We start from the raw sequence: 16271 nt of genomic DNA, 5'->3' as shown, positions 1-16271 counted from the left end.
AAACCCGCTACTCTGGCAGCCATGCACGAGATCACCCCGGCTATTATTTCTATTACGTTGGTCATGTCGGCCGTGTTCCTGCCGGTGGGTTTTATGAAAGGTTCGGCCGGTGTTTTCTACAAACAATTCGCCTTCACACTGGCTATCGCCATTTTTATTTCGGCGGTTAATGCATTAACATTAAGCCCTGCCTTGGCGGCCCTGTTTTTAAAGAATGTCCATCATAATAATGAACCTATTGAAAAGACCACATTCAAACAACGCTTCTTTGCCGGCTTTAATAAGGGCTTTGAAAACGTGACCAACAAATACATCAGTGGCCTGAAGTGGCTGATAGAGCACAAATGGGTAAGCTTATCCGGACTGGCTATAGTGGCTATCGTTTCAGGTATCCTGGTACATAATACCCGCACAGGATTTATCCCTTCCGAGGACCAGAACTTTGCCGCAGTATCCATCACCTTGCCGCCGGGATCATCCCAGGAACGGACCCAGCAGGTGGTTAAAGAGGTGAACGACCGTTTGCTACCGATGAAAGTCATGAAGAGCCTGACCCAGATCGCCGGCCTGAACATTTTTACCGGCGCGACCAGTCCATCATCGGCTGTAGCCTTTATGGTGCCGAAAAAAGACCGTGGTGAAATGAGCGATCTGAATGATATTATGAATGATATGCGAAAACGTTTGGCGGATATTAAAGGCGCTACTGTTATTGTGTTTACCCTGCCAACCGTACCTGGTTTTGGGAACGTAGACGGTCTGGATTTCGCCTTGCAGGATCGTACTGGCGGCAGACTGGATCAGTTCAGCGCCGTATCCAGTAAATTCTTGTCTGCTTTAAATAAACGCAAAGAGATCGCGCTAGCCTATACCTCTTTCCGGGCGGATTATCCGCAACTGGAAATGGTGATCGATGAGCAAAAAGCAGCACAGCTGAATGTAGATGTGGATGAGGTGGTGAAAACCATGCAGACCTATTATGGCAGCCAGCAGGTATCAGACTTTAACCGATTCGGTAAATATTACCGGGTGATGCTGCAGGCTGCTAAAGGCGACCGGGCCAATCCGTCATCAATGGAAGGGGTATCCGTAAAAAGCACTACCAGCGAAATGGTTCCGATCAGTTCATTGGTAACGTTGAAACCCGTATTAGGCCCGGAAACCGTAACACGCTATAACCTGTACAATTCCATCCCGATGAATGCTAACCCAAAACCGGGCTACAGTACAGGTGATGCGATCCGTGCGGTAGAAGAAGTGGCTGCACAAACGTTGCCCGCAGGTTACTCGCATGAGTTCTCGGGTGTTACCCGTGAGGAGATCATATCAGGTGGCCAATCGTTATTTGTGTTCCTACTATCTTTAGTATTTGTTTACTTCCTCTTATCAGCTCAGTATAACAGCTATATTCTGCCATTGGCGGTGTTGCTGTCAATTCCAACAGGTGTAATCGGTGTATTTACGGCTATTGGCATTGCCGGTATCGAGAATAACATCTATGTACAGGTGGCCCTTATCATGCTCATCGGTCTGTTAGCTAAGAACGCCATCCTGATCGTAGAGTTTGCCGTGCAGCGCAGGCATGCGGGTGAAACCCTTATTACGGCTGCCATGGAAGCCGCTAAGGCGCGTCTGCGTCCGATCATCATGACCTCTATTGCCTTTGTGGCAGGTATTTTACCGATGATGCGCGCCACCGGCCCGTCTGCTGCGGGTAACCATTCTATCAGCGCTGGTGCTGCCGGGGGTATGATCAGTGGTGTATTATTAGGTGTATTTATTATACCTGTTTTATTCGTGGTGTTTCAATACCTGCATGAAAAGGTAACACCGCTACCACCGCTGGAAGATAAACATCAAGAGCATACTCCTGCGCCGCAATTAGCACATGAGCTTAATTAATCATCTTTAAAATTTCAGATAATGGAAACATATAAAAATATCATAGCAGCCGGCCGGGTATTCCTGGCGCTGCTAATCCTGGTCGCCACTGGTTGTGCCGTGCCTAAAGATGCGGGGAACATTACCGCCACCAGCCCAACTGTTTTTCGTAACGATACGACCGAAACTAAAGAAAGCATAGCCGCTTTATCTTGGAAACGGTTTTTAACCAACCGGGAATTGGCCACACTGATCGATACGGCTTTAATTAAAAACAATGATCTCCAGGTGGCTGTCAAAAACATCGAAGCTGCTAATGAGCTATTCAAAAAAGCCAAAATGGGTTTAGTGCCTGTAGTCGGTATTTCAGTTAGCTCCAGCAACAGCATCCCTGCCGAAAATAGCCTGAACGGTTTAACTGCCGGTCAGTTCCTGGGGACTAGAAACCTGGACAATTATACCGGCGCTCTTAATGTTTCCTGGGAGGCGGATATCTGGGGCAAAGTAAAAAACCAGAAACGCGAGGCTTTAGCAGGCTATTTAAAAACACAGGAAGCACGTAAAGCTATCCAGACAACACTGATCGCTTCTATAGCTAACGGTTATTACAACTTGCTGATGCTGGACAAGCAAATGGAAATTGCTAAAAAGAATCTTGCACTGACCGACAGTACCCTGCACATCCTCAAATTGCAATACGAAGCCGCTCAAGTAACCTCATTAGCGGTACAGCAAGAAGAAGCACAACGGTTGGCAGCGGCACAGCTGATCCCCAAATTGGAGCAACAGCTTAATATCCAGGAAAATGCCATCAGTGTTTTAGTGGGCATAACACCACAGGCTATTACGCGTTCGGGTTCACTAAATGAATTAACAATATCTGCGCAGTTAAGTGCCGGGCTACCTTCCGAAATGTTAAGTCGTCGGCCGGATGTCAAAAGTAGTGAATTAGAATTGCAGGCCGCCAGCGCACGCATCGGTTTGGCACGGGCTAATATGTATCCGTCAGTGACCATTTCGGCTACGGGTGGTGTAAACGCTCTTAAAGCCAGTAACTGGTTCAATTTACCTGCTTCATTGTTCGGTACAGTAATGGGCAGTTTAACACAGCCCTTACTACAAAAAAGAGAACTGAGAACACAATATAATGTCGCTAAGGTCCATCGGGAACAAGCCGTATTGCAGTTTCGCCAGTCTGTGTTAGTGGCTTACCAAGAGGTGTCAGATGCCTTGGTCAGTATTGACAAACTAGATCAGCAACAAGCAATCGCCGTTGAGCGAGTTAATAAACTGCAAACCGCAACAAGTAATGCCGGGCTGTTATTTAAAAATGGCCGGGCCAATTATCTGGAAGTGATCACCGCACAAAGCAATGTACTGAACGGCGAACTGGAACTGGCAGCTATTAAAAAGGCACAGCTCGACGCAGTAATCGATCTGTATCGGTCACTGGGTGGTGGGTGGAATTAATTATTAAATACATAAGTGCGAAGCTGGGTGGCTGAGTGGTAAGGCGGAGGTCAGCAAAACCTTTTACGACGGTTCGAGCCCGTCCCTATGCTTCGTTCTTTTTTACCACCGTTACATATCTTCAATGGTTTGCTCATGATGGTTTCATCATATGGTATTTCCAAGGCTACAAGGACAAACACCAGGAATCTAGGCAATCTTCCCCTCCAATATCTTCAACATGCGCATCAACGCTGCTCTAACGGCATTAATGGTACTCTGCACCACCTGCTTGTATTTATTGTTCAAACTTTTCACCGATAGATGCCCGGCTCCGATTCCGGGTGTTTGCAAATGCCTTGAAATAAACTCCAGTAATTCGCTTCTGGATCCTGCAAGAATCACCCCAGCCTCTACCATTAAGCGGATGAGATAGGCCAGCCCATCCACAGATAGGGAAACTTTCATTCTGTAGGTGTTTACTTTACGCTCCGGCTGCCCACAGCCTGCAGAGAAGAAACTCATTTGTTTCCGCTGTAAAAATTTGAGTTCAGCTTTTACAAAATCCAGCAGCATGGATTTAATGCTTTCCTTTACCGGGATAAAATTCGCACAGCTCCGCTCCTGCTGTGCTTTAAATTGCCGCTCATATAAACACAAACGCTCGTATTTCTCTTGCTGGTCATACAAAAGGCCAAGTTCAGCCTCAATTTTCCTGGAATAATACTTCCAAAACTCAGGATGGTTAAAACGATAATACAACAAGTGTTCTTTTAGCGCCTCTTCAAAAGTAATTTCCTCATACTGCAGCAGCAATACAGATTCGATCAGGTCTTTCAGATAGAGCAGTTCCTGATAGGTACAAGCCTCTTGCCTTGTAAAAGCAGTAGCGCAATGTAACAGACCCTGCTGCAGTTCCTCTTCTAGCCTATGCTTTTTAAATAAGGCTTTGAGCAACTTAATTTTCTGCGCAATGTCTTCCACAGAAATGCGGAAGTACCCATTGGGTAATTCCGCATTCAAATCAAAAAAACGGGAATGGTGTTTTTCAATATGCCTTAATATCTGCTCCAGACAGGAAAACACTTCCTGATACAGCTCTTCTTCCACCCCATTCAAAGTATAGCCCTGCAGCACATTCATCATCTCTATACAATCCTTTTGAACCTGTTGTATATGCCGTTCTATCACCCGGTCATTTACTGCACTGAAAACCTCCAGCCGCATTTCTTCAAACAGCTGTTCTCTGATAACAGGCAATTGTTCCGTCCAGTAACTCCTGCATGCAGGAGTGATTTCCTTCAGACGATCAGGATTTAAAAACCCTGTAACCAGTGTTCTTAATGTAGAAATGTGAATGTGCATGGCAGAGCATTATTTGAGCGTTTAAGATTGGACCGTGCCTAAGTATTGGCTTTCAGAAATCAGTTCCCGGTTGAGCGAAACCATTCCTATATAGATGTGCAGGGTTTTACCCACCAGGTCATCTTTCAATGGAAATTTAAATTGACCATCAGAACGGCTGGCCCGACCTACAAAACCATCTGTTACATGTAGAGAAGCTTCATAAATAACCAACATTACCTGATCATCATACCAGGCTTTATCAAATTGATGATCTTCCCAGCTCACTTCTAAAACACCATTTTCAATACGACACTGCAGGATCCGGAGGCCCGGCAAATCTCCTGTGCTGATGACAACTTTGGAATAATCAATACCTAAATCCGGATAAACACCAGTTAATGCTGCCTTGAAGTTTCTGGAAAATGCCGCATTGATCTGGGTCATTTCCCTGGCTACGTTCATGAAACCAATCATGATATAATCATGAAAAGGAACCAGCCACAAATGCATAAACCTAAAAGTTTGTTCTGCAGCATACTTAGCCGGAGATTTAGTTCCTTTCTTTTTGTTTTTAGACGGACGCGCCCTTACATAGGCTTTCTCTTTCCAGGTAGCCCCAACTAAGGGACCTAATTTTCCAATGATCGGGCCCATAATGCCCCTTGGTATTCTTGCCATTTTATTTGCTTTTTAAGGTTAAAAAAAACTGAAAGATTCAGACTTAAAGGAGGTGCTAACAAGTGGCTACAACAAGCGGCTGAAAATCTAATACCCCAGCCGCACATCAAACGCACATGAAACCAAAAATCCCGAACAAGGTGCGTTTCATATGCGTTTCACATACGCTTCATTTCGCCGTTTGTTATAGCAACACCCTAGGTTCATTCTGAGCTCTTTATATATGAATATCATTATATATTTATGTATAGATACAAAAAGACCCGTAGAGAAAAGCTCTACGGGTCCATTCCAGAAATAAAAAAGAAAACTAGTTACCTTGCTTCCTGATTACGCCCGTCCCGTAAGCCACGTCATTATCAGATGCAAAATGCTGCGCATCAAAATAACTCTGTAATGTTGGATACACAGAACTGTCTATCACAACTTTGCATGGCACATCACCAGGTGTACCACAAGCCGGACCAGAACCACTGCCAGGTAACTGTGTCCAATTGGTCGCATTCCTCGCACCCGAAGAATCTCCCAGATTGTACACATAAACCACCGAAGCAAACCTGCTTTTACTGGATCCTTCGCTTTTAAAAGTAAAAGCCGAACAAACACCCACCACTATGGCGAATGCGAGCATTGATTTTAGATGTTTCATCATCGTTTTTAAATATTAGGTTTAATTAATTACACCTAATTTCAGAAAGGACAAGCAGCAAAAAATTAGGATATCCTAATTTTATTTATAGAAATTGCCATTACCAGCATCGCATTGAACCCCTATACCCGGGCAGCACTAAAAAACAGACTATTTTTAGGTTCTTGCCAATTGCGTCGACGTAATTGAGTTGAACTTGAAGGCGGAAGAGAAGAAATAAATGAAAATAGAATTAGATTTAAAAGATAAAAAGGAAGGATCGTTATGGAAAATAAACCATCAATAAAATTAAGAAAAGAAAAATTAGAAACTATTATTGATTGGGCCAAAGGCAATAAAGACATAAAAACAGTTTTGCTCACAAGTTCCCTTGTAAATCCTTTAGCACCCGTTGATGAATTCAGTGATTTAGATATTGAGCTTGTTTTTGACGATAATACCAAATACATATCCAGCAATGACTGGGTACATCATTTCGGAAATCCCATTGCCATGATTGAGGAAATTGAAAGCTATTTCGATGATAAGTACGCAATGAAAATGGTACTGTACGACGACTATGTAAAAGTGGACTTCAAACTGTATAGTATTCCTTGTTTTTTAGAAGAAGTAAATCAAAATGAATTATGTGAAGACTGGGACATTGGTTATAAAGTATTGATTGATAAAAACGGAATAACGAAAGAGATGAAAGAACCTACTCATCAGGTTTCCATTATTAAAAAACCTACAGAACAAAAATTCAGACAGGTTCTAAATGACTTTTGGTGGGACACAACCTATGTAGCCAAATGCCTGGCAAGAGATGAAATTTTCTATGCAAAATTCATGTCAGAAAACAATATTCGAACGGATTACCTAATTCCATTAATTGAATGGTACATCGCCAATCAGCACGATTGGAATATCACAACCAATAAATACGGAAGGCTCTTCAAAAAATATTTAACCCCTGAAATTTGGGGAAAAATAGAACGAACGTTTTCGGGAAAAAATAAAAATGAAAACTGGGATGCACTGTTCGCCACAGCAGATTTAGTATCAGAAATCGGAGCTGATTTATCAGAAAAGTTGGGATATGAATATCCTGTCAAATTGGAAACAGATATAAGACAATACTTAAACACCATTCAAAAACGTCGATAATCCCATCTTCCAAAAGCCCCCATCCCCGGCCCCCCCCCAAAAAAACCTGCACCTCTTTTCACACCTCAGGGCCTGAAGCCCTTCGCGGAAGGTTCAGTGAGAAAAGAGGTGCAGGTTTTTCCCTCCTCCCCCTTATTCAGTCCAATTTGGAATTTCCTGCAATTTTCTGTCGAAATTCTCAAAATTATCTCCAAAATACCATAATTTAATTTTTAAATAAATACATAAACTTAAAATTACTATACCTACCTTTGAATATATTAACCAAGTAGAAATTTGAAATGGAAGAAAAATTAAAAAGATTAGAAGAGAAACTTGACACCTTTGTAGAAGTAGGACAATCTGCATTTAAAAAGATTGATAAAAATTTCCAATCATTTGACACCTTCATAGAAGCAGTACAATCCGCATTTGAAAGGATTTACAGAAATTTCGAGTCATTTGACACCTTCAAAGAAGCAACCCAGGCCGCCTTTGAAAAAATTGATAAAAACTTCGAATCATTTAATAAAAGATTCGATGCAATCAATGTCAAACTAAATTCACTTAGCGAAAGGGTTGATTTCATACAAGGGAACTCCTCTTCAACAATAGAAATCCTTGAAACTGGATTTAACGATATTAAAACTGAAATAAACAAAATTTCAGTGGTAACTCGCTATGAACATGATTTTCCTTATTTAAACAAAACCAATCAAAAAACTAATAGCGAAAACTTAAACTAAGACACTCCCAAAAAAAACCCGCACCTCTTTTCACACCTCAGGGCCTGAAGCACTTCGCGAAAGGTCCAGTGAGAAAAGAAGAGCGGGGTTTTCCACCCTCACCACCCATACCCGGATACCCCCAAAAAAAACCTTGCACCTCTTTTCACACCTCAGGGCCTGAAGCCCTTCGCGGAAGGTCCAGTGAGAAAAGAAGTGCAGGTTTTTCATCTAAAACTCCGTCTTATTTGGAATTTCTTTTTCCTTTTAATTATCTCTATATGAAATAAAAACAAACTAATAATTATTATTTGAAACTATAAATTACAAAACATATATTAGCCCATTAACTAACAACAAGTAAAAAAAATGGGAGAAAAACCAAGACGACACCGGCCACGGATAAAGAAAATTCCGCCCCCCTTTGTAGAAAGCCCCTACATCAACCCCTTCATAGACTTTGCTTTCAAAAAAATATTTGCTTCAGAAACCAGCCGAGATCTTTTAAAAGCATTTCTAAACGAAGTAATGGCCGGCATCAGACACATCCAAAAGGTAGAATACAACAAGAACGAATATCCAGGAGAAATCAAAAAAGAAGGCGGAGCCGTATTTGATATCGTATGTACAGATGACCATGGTGCCAAATTTCTTATAGAAGTACAAAGAGCCGAACAAGAAAACTTTAAAGAAAGATCCGTATTCTATGCCTCCCGTCTAATCAGTGATCAAGCACCAAAAGGAGACAGAAGAGATTGGGCCTACAAATTAAAAGAAGTATATACCATTTCCCTTTTGGAAAATTTCAACTTACCCGATACCCAACCAAATGAATATTTTCACGATATTAGCCTAGGTAATGGAGAGGGAAATGTATTTTACAGTAAACTGTCGTTTATATATATTGAACTGAATAAGTTCCTTAAGAAACCAGAAGAACTGGAAACAGGGCTCGACCAGTGGCTATATGCACTAAAGCATATGACCAAATTCAGCGAGCAACCCCCTTATTTAAAAGAACCCGAAATTGAACAATTGTTTAACCTGGCAAAATTAACCAACTTAACACCGGAGGAAAGAGAAATGTACAGAACCGCACAACAAGTTAGATGGGATAACCAAAACGTAATGGATTTCGCAAAGAAACAAGCCACGAAACAGGGCCTTGAACAAGGCTTGGCACAAGGCTTAAAACAAGGCTTAGAACAGGGTAAGGCTCAAGCCCTGGCAGAAAAAAAAGAAATGGCCCGTGAAATGAAGAAAGATAAATTTCCAATCGAACAAATAGCAAAGCTTACCAAACTTCCATTAGAAACAATCCAGGAACTATAAAGAAATCACATTAGATATAATAAAAAAAGGACAACCTAAAAGTTGTCCTTTTTTTATTCCACCCTATCCCAATCACGCACCATCCCTGGATACTCCCCCCAAAAAAACCTTGCACCTCTTTTCACACCTCAGGGCCTGAAGCCCTTCGCGGAAGGTCCAGTGAGAAAAGAAGTGCAGGTTTTTTCACCCAATCTTGCCGAGATAAACACTCGTGCTCACCCTCCCCCCATCCTCACTCACAAAATGCATCCACCCATACAACACATCATCCACAAACCCAACAGGCAACCTCAACAACGCCTCCTTCGAAGAACGAAACGCCGCATCCTTAAACCCCAAAAACTTCCCCTTCGTACTATTATACACAATAAAATTAGCCAAATCCGAAGCCCCACAAAACGCAGAAAGTGGACCATTAGACCAAACCACATGAACAGAAGCATTCAATAACAAAAACACATTTTTCACCCAGGAAATCAACAACTCCCCCCGGCTAAAAATCGCCTTCGAAAAATCAATGCTAAAATCAGGCCCCTCACCCACCAGCGCCTCCTTCATATGATACGAAACCGCCGCATTCATAGCCGTTTTCTCCTCCACACTATGCTGATACCCAATATTGATCCAACTTAATAACGGCCTCAACCAGCTACTCACAATAGACAACTTCAACCGCTGATTCAACTGCGCCTCCGTAGGCGGCACACTACTCAAATTATGCAAACCCTTCAAATACGGCACACCCTTCCACGAAGAACCAATCACACTACCAATTTTCCCCGAAACATTCCCATTTATACCATTCTTATACCTTCCCATATCTATAAAATTTAAATTAAAACATTAACCAATAATTTCACCCAACACCAAAATATCATCCTGTAAACCAGCAATCAGCGTCAACAACAACTGCGCATTCTTATCCTCAGCCTCAATCTTACCCTCAAACAAATCATCCATCCGGTCAAAATACAAAGCCTCAGCCTCTGGATAAGCCTCCCGCTTTTTGAACGTAAATAGGCATGAACAATGGCAAATCACCATCTGAAATATCAAATAATGACTATACAGCGCATATAACCTATCCTTATAACTCATCCCCTCCTCCGGCTCTTCCACATCATAAGAATAATACAGCCCCGAAGCCAAATCGAAGCAATCCGTTTCCTGAATAATATCTAGGCCCTCCAGACTGTTGATCATCAAAAAAGTTCTGGAACATTCCAATACCCTATTCACAGAAACCATCAATCCCTTAATCACAGAATCTTCCAATGAATCCAACAAATCCAATTCAATATTCAGTGCGCTAATATGATCTGTCGTTTCACAATACGAGTTCGCTTCAACCAAATCTTTCAAATCAGAAAGTTCCCCTTCAAAAGCCAAGGAAAAACACTGCTCCATCAATCTGCAAATCACAAAATTTAATGAATGATAAGTAATCCCTTTAATCTCATCTTCCAGTTCCATAGCGCAACCAATTACAATACCTATAAATAGACCTTTTATGTCGCATCCGCAGATAAACACCATCCCCATTTCTACCACCAGACGGATCCGTATTCGCCTCCACAGTAACCACCCAATCCCCCCTCACCTTCTCAACCAAACCACAATGCGCAATCCTACCGAGCGATTTAAAATAGATCCCGAAAACCATCCCAGGCGACGGCTTCCCAACAAGTCTATCAGCAGGAAACAAAGCCGGCGACCAACCCGTCCTGGGAGCCCCATATCCGGCCCTCATAAAAACCCAGGATACAAAAGCCGCACAATAAGGCGCACCACGCTTCAAACCCACGCAACTCAAATACTCCTCCACCCGCGGCCCATCATTTCTCCCACTCCACTCCCTAACACCAACCTCTCGATTGGCGATACCTAGCAAATCGCCACCATGCAGCCCACTGCCGCCAAAAGCAATAAAGCAAAAGAACACAAGTAAAACCCTAACTGCATCCATAAATCCAAATCCTTAAACTGTAAAACCATCAAACCAACCCCCGGTAAACCAATCCCTCTCCAAAACCTATCCAGCAACCACCAGCACAAACCCAGCAAAGCCAAAAAACCAATCACACTCAACACCATCAGCAACAAAATATTCTGATCAATAAAGCCCGCCTGCGCATCAAACCTATTCAACAAACCAGGAACAAAAAACCAAACCACCACCAAGAAAACCAATACATGGTATTCCCACTTAACCCTCCCCATAAAATCCACCACCTCTAAACCCAAATATTTTAATCTCAACGTTTTCATAACATAAACCATTAAAATAAAACCAAAAGCAGGCGTGCCCAAACGGGCACGCCAAACCATTAAATCACAGGCAACACACCCGAATACACACTATTACTCACCAGCTTCCCATCCAAACTCACAAAAGCCATATAGCAATGCACATCATGACCAATCCAGGCCGCAGGCAACTGCAAACTAAACGACAGCGCAGTCCTCGCCACCGCATTCCGCAACGTCACATACTTCAACAACGTAGGATTATACACCATAAAAGTCGCCTTATCCGTCGCATCACCATGATCCGTATCTACCAAAGCACCCCAGTCAAACAGCACCTTCGCTGCCCCACCAGTCGTCACACCCGGATCCTGCGGCTCCTCCAAATCACCCACACTAAACACCACCTTAACCGGATTAATCAAGTAATCAGGAGCAGTACCCATCACCGCATACTTTAAATGATAAGAACAAGCCGCATTAAAAGGTGAAATTCCATCTGTAAAAGCCTGATAACCGATCTCCAGCAACAGCTTAAGCGGCTTCAAGAACTCCATCACCGTACTAAACTTCAGCTGCTGGTTCAACTGCGCCGGCGTAGGCTTCCTATCCGGAGACACATCCGGCAAACTTCGCATGTAATGAATCCCCTTCCAAATCGCACCAACAACGGTGCCCACAATTCCCCGGAACGGGCCGAGAATCCCTTTCTTGTATTTTCCCATATTTCTAAAAATTAAGGGTTAAAAAATCTGTTATTTCGTAAGCGATAAACCTTCCGTACTGGCCAGTCAATTAGAATCAAACACCCACAACACAAAGATAACCACCTCACAAACAACAAACTACAGTTCAGAAAACACTGAACCCTTTTGAACCAAATTGAACCCTTTCTGAGCCCATTTGATCCCTTTCAATACAAAGAAGATTTCAAGTAAAACCACTTTTTCCCAATTTTCTTCGAAACCCAGGCCCCATCCTCACGCCTCCTGTACAACGTCGCCTTACCAATATTCAGCAACTGCTTCACATCAGCACTATCCAGCCAAACCTCATTTTCTTCAACCGCCCGTTCCACCCTTCTCTTCTCCGCCCTCCAAGCCTCCAGTCCCTCCTTAATCTCCCCCAAAATCCTCACAATCATGATGATATTCTCTAAAAATGTTTTCATAATAAATTAAGATTATATGGTAAAAGCAATCCCAAAAACAGCAAATACCACCGTTAATTAAATAAGAAGCAGAAAAACAATAACCAGTCTATCTGCAAAACCGACACGAAAGAACATCGCATCTAAAATCTAAGTAAGAGTTTTTCCATAGCATTAATTTAAGTCACAATAAAAGATGATTGATACAAGATACCCACACAAAAAGTATCCCCACTTATAAAATTATAAGCACCCCATCAACAAGAAAAATTACTAGCTTTAGTGCAACAATACCGCAGCAGCCACCAACCTAACCACCTCAGGGCCTGTAAGGTCCTTGAGAAAAGACGTGTAGCTTTTTTCCAATTAATAGCACTTTAATCAAAAAACATAGAACTATAATCAAAAAAATTGCACACAAACAACTGACCAACAGACACTTAAATAACAACCAAATATTATTCCCCTAACATACCTTCCTAACATATACCTATATTTGTATCGTGCCCAATTAGAATTATCGCTCGATACACATTTGTAAACCAACATGCGAAAAAAGTTATCTAAAAACGGTAACGCCTCAAGCCAAAAAGATCAATTAATCGATATTTTTTCCTCCTATCATCCCATTAGCGAAGAACTAAAAAACCAGTTAACCATTAGGCTAAAAATCGAGCAACTACAAAAAGGCCATTGCCTAGCTACACAAGGAGAATACTGTGTCCACTTCTACTATTTAGCAGAAGGTATCCTCACCTCTACAACCAACAGAAACGACAAACAACTCACTACATTCATCGTTGCAGATGGAAGCTTCGTAACCTCCATATCCGGCATGTACGGTCAAAGACCATCCGATGAAAGCATTTTTGCCATTGAAGACACCTTAGTTATTGCACTGCACGCACAAGACTTCCATTACTTCTACCAACATCACCCAGAGATGAATGCAATCATGCGCTGTATCATGGAACGCTGTTTTCAGGAAGCCCATGAACGCTCAAAAATGATTCGGCTAGGAACGGCAAAGGAAAAATATCTCTACCTCTTAGAACATATTCCACAACACATCAACCGCATTCCCTTCCCCTACCAAGCAAACTATTTAGGCATTCGTGAAGAAACCTTAAAAAGGATCCAGAAAGAAATCCATATAGAAAACGACGAAAAACAAACCACCACACTTTTCAAAAGAATAGAACACCACTTACTACATACCAATATCATCTACCAGCCCAAAATCACCTTAAAAAGCTTTGCTAAAACAATAGACATTCCCGCCCATCAACTCAGCTCCATCATCAAAACAAAGTATAAAAAAAGCTTCAATCAACTTATCTATACTCTAAAAATAGAACACGTTAAACAAAAACTCGCTAATATCACCGATCATAAACACCTCACCCTAGAAGGCATTGGAACAGAAGCCGGATTTAAATCCAGAAGTGTGTTCTTTTCAGAATTCAAAAAACAAACTGGTCTAAGCCCAGGAGAATACCTTAAAAAACTAAAGCAATAAAAGCTCCAGTCCACTCATTTACCATAAATCACTATGACCATTTAAGGAAGTAGTGCATTCCCCTGCCATGGAATTCCACTCATACATCACCAACGGAGAAACTTATACCTCCAAAGAAATTACCTCCCAGCATTTACATCCAGATCAACTTGTTGTAGATGCACTCACCAAACTCTCACAATTAAACGCAGAATTTCTACATATAGTAGAAAACGGAAAATGTATCGGTATCCTATACACCAAAGATCTATTATGGTTTCTTGCACAAAACAAACCACACAACCTACTCTTTCACAAACTCAATTTCGATATAAGAACCACAATACACCACATCACCAATACCTATTAATAATGATCACTTTATCAAAAATTCAAAAACCTATAATTTCAAATAGCCAACGTCCTGATTCCACTCCAGATAACCCAAATTCATACACTGATGCGTAACATAGTCAGAAACTTCTGGCGAAACATCATTAACCACCTTCCACAAAACGCCGTACTTGTTGTTATAACTGATGTAAATTACAACGTCATCATTAAAGGCTCAGCAGTTTGAAGAGACTTCAAATGAACCTGCTTTAATTCATCAGCAAACCGCTGCAACCTGCCATACATTACATGATGGAGATGTTCATCTGAGTTAACTTCCTTCTTAAAAATAGGCACAACTGTAATAGTCATAAGAGAAAACGAATCTAGCACATCTCCATATTATTCAAAAACACAAATAAGTCAAAATTTCATTAAAATAGTTATAGTTAAATCCTTGAAGTCACCAAGTTTTAAACCACTTATGCAAAAAGCTAGGCTAAGGAAATCCCAACAGAAAAATCAAATAAAGAAGTCCGAAAAAAACATTTGTACTCGTGAAATACATCCAGCCCTTTGCAATAATGATATATAGATATATTTATACCAATACACAAATACATACGCATAAAATTTCACAAGTATATTAACCTAAAAAAACCCTACTCCTCTTTTCACACCTCAGGACTTGTAAAGTCCAGTGAGAAAAGAAGTGCAGGGTTTTATAATTATCTCGGTTTTCTATATTTATCCAAAATTTCCGGGAAGCCATGTCGAACACATAATTCCCCCAAGAAAAGTTCAAATAATTCAGTTCTGTCTTCTTTTTCCAACATTAAAGCAGGAAGATATTCTATCCCGTCCAAGAATTCAGCTAAAGCTGCCACCGAATGATTCTCATAAGCTAAATTTCGAGCTCGTATAATTAAATCCTGAATTGCCAATATTGAACTATTTAATTTCTCTTCTTTTATCATAATTACTGTTTAAAAACAACATTAAATATACTAACACCTCTATTTCCAGGATTGACATAAATTGGAGGCAACTTATCACCAGCCTTCATTCCGTTGTAAATTCTATCATACCTCAATTGATTAAGAGGGTTACTAATATCAATCGAACTTTTCATTGGAGAACTTAAATTTTTAATTGGGACCTGAAAAATATTTCCAGTATTATCCATAGCGTCAATCGTCTCATACCCCAATTGTTGAGCCGCCTTTGCTCTTCTCACACCATCGGCAACCTCAAACAGCTGTCCGCCACCTTTAGCCGCTAAGCTCTCGTATATTAATCCCCCTCCTTCTAATAATTTTCCACCTATAAAAATAGATTCAAAAAAATAATTTGGTTCAATTCCTCCCCAACCGTTAATCTTACCAGTAGCGAAATTAAAATGACCTACTCGATGATCCGCTCTGTTATTTTTCTCTATAGCCTCTAAAATTTCAATTCTTTTCTGTAGATAAGCACTAAATTTGTTATCCTGGACATGAAAAGTAGTATAAAGAATTCCTTTAAAATCCTTTCTAAAAATGATACCTTTAGTATTTACAATATTTCTACCTTTTATAGGGTCACCCGGTCCATTATTATCATCACCTTTCAAAAATTTCTCTTTCTCCTTGATAAAGGCATCCTTAGCCTCCTGTCCATAAAGAGTCTCCATCCCAGTTGGATCAAGATTATTAACCGTATTATTATCCACGTAAACGTATAAATTAACGTCGTAGGCTTTCTCTCCAAGAGGATCCACTACATTCCACCGTCCAATCACCGGATCATAGAACCTAGCCCCATAATCATACATCTTCTCCTGATCCTGCTTCTCTTTTCCGTTAAACTGATACTTGT

General features: G+C 41.1%; 19 protein-coding genes. 7 read left to right on the top strand and 12 right to left on the bottom strand.

Translation table 11 applies throughout. The features are described from left to right. Positions 1 to 12: 12 nt before the first annotated feature. Positions 13 to 1902: an efflux RND transporter permease subunit gene (locus VNZ46_RS14295; RefSeq protein ID WP_414693498.1), complete on the top strand. Its 1890-nt coding sequence runs from the start codon at positions 13 to 15 to the stop codon at positions 1900 to 1902. Positions 1903 to 1923: 21 nt separating this feature from the next. Beyond that, on the top strand, positions 1924 to 3351 hold the full coding sequence (locus tag VNZ46_RS14290) for an efflux transporter outer membrane subunit (RefSeq protein WP_325560763.1): 1428 nt from the start codon (positions 1924 to 1926) through the stop codon (positions 3349 to 3351). A gap of 189 nt (positions 3352 to 3540) precedes the next feature. On the opposite strand, the gene VNZ46_RS14285 is transcribed toward VNZ46_RS14290, so the two are convergent. The 3 genes from VNZ46_RS14285 to VNZ46_RS14275 form a co-directional block, all read right to left on the bottom strand. Then, a complete protein-coding gene (locus VNZ46_RS14285) occupies positions 3541 to 4695 on the bottom strand; it encodes a hypothetical protein (protein ID WP_325560762.1) in 1155 nt (384 codons plus the stop codon). A gap of 21 nt (positions 4696 to 4716) precedes the next feature. Then, entirely contained in the window at positions 4717 to 5355 is a 639-nt protein-coding gene (locus tag VNZ46_RS14280) for a DUF6266 family protein (RefSeq protein ID WP_325560761.1), read from the bottom strand. Between the two features lie 310 nt (positions 5356 to 5665). Further along, positions 5666 to 6007: a hypothetical protein gene (locus VNZ46_RS14275; RefSeq protein WP_325560760.1), complete on the bottom strand. Its 342-nt coding sequence runs from the start codon at positions 6005 to 6007 to the stop codon at positions 5666 to 5668. A 279-nt stretch (positions 6008 to 6286) separates the two neighbouring features. Between VNZ46_RS14275 and VNZ46_RS14270 the strand changes: the two genes are divergently transcribed. The 3 genes from VNZ46_RS14270 to VNZ46_RS14260 all read left to right on the top strand — a co-directional run bounded on the left by VNZ46_RS14270 (position 6287) and on the right by VNZ46_RS14260 (position 9186). Then, positions 6287 to 7150 carry an AadS family aminoglycoside 6-adenylyltransferase gene (locus VNZ46_RS14270; RefSeq protein WP_325560765.1) on the top strand — a complete coding sequence of 288 codons (864 nt, stop codon included), beginning with the start codon at positions 6287 to 6289 and terminating at the stop codon, positions 7148 to 7150. 281 nt (positions 7151 to 7431) lie between these two features. Continuing rightward, positions 7432 to 7875 (top strand): hypothetical protein, encoded by a 444-nt coding sequence (locus VNZ46_RS14265; protein ID WP_325560759.1) that lies wholly within the window; start codon positions 7432 to 7434, stop codon positions 7873 to 7875. Between the two features lie 348 nt (positions 7876 to 8223). Continuing rightward, positions 8224 to 9186, top strand: a complete 963-nt coding sequence (locus VNZ46_RS14260; RefSeq protein ID WP_325560758.1) for an Rpn family recombination-promoting nuclease/putative transposase — start codon at positions 8224 to 8226, stop codon at positions 9184 to 9186. Positions 9187 to 9369: 183 nt separating this feature from the next. Here VNZ46_RS14260 and VNZ46_RS14255 read toward each other — a convergent pair whose 3' ends face one another. The 6 genes from VNZ46_RS14255 to VNZ46_RS14230 all read right to left on the bottom strand — a co-directional run bounded on the left by VNZ46_RS14255 (position 9370) and on the right by VNZ46_RS14230 (position 12604). Beyond that, entirely contained in the window at positions 9370 to 10005 is a 636-nt protein-coding gene (locus VNZ46_RS14255) for a DUF6266 family protein (protein ID WP_325560757.1), read from the bottom strand. Positions 10006 to 10029: 24 nt separating this feature from the next. Next, positions 10030 to 10659: a hypothetical protein gene (locus VNZ46_RS14250; RefSeq protein ID WP_325560756.1), complete on the bottom strand. Its 630-nt coding sequence runs from the start codon at positions 10657 to 10659 to the stop codon at positions 10030 to 10032. Continuing rightward, positions 10643 to 11152, bottom strand: coding sequence for a peptidoglycan-binding protein (locus VNZ46_RS14245; protein WP_325560755.1), 510 nt, complete (start codon positions 11150 to 11152; stop codon positions 10643 to 10645). The genes VNZ46_RS14250 and VNZ46_RS14245 overlap by 17 nt, the downstream gene beginning before the upstream one ends. After that, positions 11071 to 11454: a hypothetical protein gene (locus VNZ46_RS14240; protein ID WP_325560754.1), complete on the bottom strand. Its 384-nt coding sequence runs from the start codon at positions 11452 to 11454 to the stop codon at positions 11071 to 11073. The genes VNZ46_RS14245 and VNZ46_RS14240 overlap by 82 nt, the downstream gene beginning before the upstream one ends. A gap of 59 nt (positions 11455 to 11513) precedes the next feature. Further along, positions 11514 to 12158: a DUF6266 family protein gene (locus VNZ46_RS14235; RefSeq protein WP_325560753.1), complete on the bottom strand. Its 645-nt coding sequence runs from the start codon at positions 12156 to 12158 to the stop codon at positions 11514 to 11516. A gap of 188 nt (positions 12159 to 12346) precedes the next feature. Beyond that, on the bottom strand, positions 12347 to 12604 hold the full coding sequence (locus VNZ46_RS14230) for a hypothetical protein (protein ID WP_325560752.1): 258 nt from the start codon (positions 12602 to 12604) through the stop codon (positions 12347 to 12349). 526 nt (positions 12605 to 13130) lie between these two features. On the opposite strand from VNZ46_RS14230, the gene VNZ46_RS14225 reads away from it, so the two are divergent. After that, positions 13131 to 14102: a helix-turn-helix domain-containing protein gene (locus tag VNZ46_RS14225; RefSeq protein ID WP_325560751.1), complete on the top strand. Its 972-nt coding sequence runs from the start codon at positions 13131 to 13133 to the stop codon at positions 14100 to 14102. Between the two features lie 67 nt (positions 14103 to 14169). Then, positions 14170 to 14451, top strand: a complete 282-nt coding sequence (locus tag VNZ46_RS14220) for a hypothetical protein (protein WP_325560750.1) — start codon at positions 14170 to 14172, stop codon at positions 14449 to 14451. Positions 14452 to 14627: 176 nt separating this feature from the next. Here the strand turns inward: VNZ46_RS14220 and VNZ46_RS14215 are convergent, their stop codons facing one another. The 3 genes from VNZ46_RS14215 to VNZ46_RS14205 form a co-directional block, all read right to left on the bottom strand. Further along, entirely contained in the window at positions 14628 to 14786 is a 159-nt protein-coding gene (locus tag VNZ46_RS14215) for a hypothetical protein (RefSeq protein WP_325560749.1), read from the bottom strand. A 356-nt stretch (positions 14787 to 15142) separates the two neighbouring features. Next, entirely contained in the window at positions 15143 to 15391 is a 249-nt protein-coding gene (locus tag VNZ46_RS14210; protein ID WP_325560748.1) for a hypothetical protein, read from the bottom strand. Positions 15392 to 15393: 2 nt separating this feature from the next. Further along, positions 15394 to 16271 (bottom strand): RHS repeat-associated core domain-containing protein (locus VNZ46_RS14205; RefSeq protein ID WP_325560747.1); only part of this gene is annotated, 878 nt, incomplete at its 5' end.

The sequence above is a fragment of the Pedobacter sp. genome (genome assembly GCF_035566355.1).
Lineage (GTDB): Bacteria > Bacteroidota > Bacteroidia > Sphingobacteriales > Sphingobacteriaceae > Pedobacter.
The sequence above is the reverse complement of the archived record's forward strand: the minus strand, read 5'-3'. Positions and strand labels throughout refer to the sequence as shown.

Bases quoted from the DNA above. Each gene is read 5' to 3' on its own strand.
- VNZ46_RS14290 (WP_325560763.1), top strand. From the start codon at position 1,924: ATGGAAACATATAAAAATATCATAGCAGCCGGCCGGGTATTCCTGGCG.
- VNZ46_RS14285 (WP_325560762.1), bottom strand. From the start codon at position 4,695: ATGCACATTCACATTTCTACATTAAGAACACTGGTTACAGGGTTTTTA.
- VNZ46_RS14280 (WP_325560761.1), bottom strand. From the start codon at position 5,355: ATGGCAAGAATACCAAGGGGCATTATGGGCCCGATCATTGGAAAATTA.
- VNZ46_RS14275 (WP_325560760.1), bottom strand. From the start codon at position 6,007: ATGATGAAACATCTAAAATCAATGCTCGCATTCGCCATAGTGGTGGGT.
- VNZ46_RS14265 (WP_325560759.1), top strand. From the start codon at position 7,432: ATGGAAGAAAAATTAAAAAGATTAGAAGAGAAACTTGACACCTTTGTA.
- VNZ46_RS14260 (WP_325560758.1), top strand. From the start codon at position 8,224: ATGGGAGAAAAACCAAGACGACACCGGCCACGGATAAAGAAAATTCCG.
- VNZ46_RS14255 (WP_325560757.1), bottom strand. From the start codon at position 10,005: ATGGGAAGGTATAAGAATGGTATAAATGGGAATGTTTCGGGGAAAATT.
- VNZ46_RS14250 (WP_325560756.1), bottom strand. From the start codon at position 10,659: ATGGAACTGGAAGATGAGATTAAAGGGATTACTTATCATTCATTAAAT.
- VNZ46_RS14245 (WP_325560755.1), bottom strand. From the start codon at position 11,152: ATGGATGCAGTTAGGGTTTTACTTGTGTTCTTTTGCTTTATTGCTTTT.
- VNZ46_RS14240 (WP_325560754.1), bottom strand. From the start codon at position 11,454: ATGAAAACGTTGAGATTAAAATATTTGGGTTTAGAGGTGGTGGATTTT.
- VNZ46_RS14235 (WP_325560753.1), bottom strand. From the start codon at position 12,158: ATGGGAAAATACAAGAAAGGGATTCTCGGCCCGTTCCGGGGAATTGTG.
- VNZ46_RS14230 (WP_325560752.1), bottom strand. From the start codon at position 12,604: ATGAAAACATTTTTAGAGAATATCATCATGATTGTGAGGATTTTGGGG.
- VNZ46_RS14225 (WP_325560751.1), top strand. From the start codon at position 13,131: ATGCGAAAAAAGTTATCTAAAAACGGTAACGCCTCAAGCCAAAAAGAT.
- VNZ46_RS14220 (WP_325560750.1), top strand. From the start codon at position 14,170: ATGGAATTCCACTCATACATCACCAACGGAGAAACTTATACCTCCAAA.
- VNZ46_RS14215 (WP_325560749.1), bottom strand. From the start codon at position 14,786: ATGACTATTACAGTTGTGCCTATTTTTAAGAAGGAAGTTAACTCAGAT.
- VNZ46_RS14210 (WP_325560748.1), bottom strand. From the start codon at position 15,391: ATGATAAAAGAAGAGAAATTAAATAGTTCAATATTGGCAATTCAGGAT.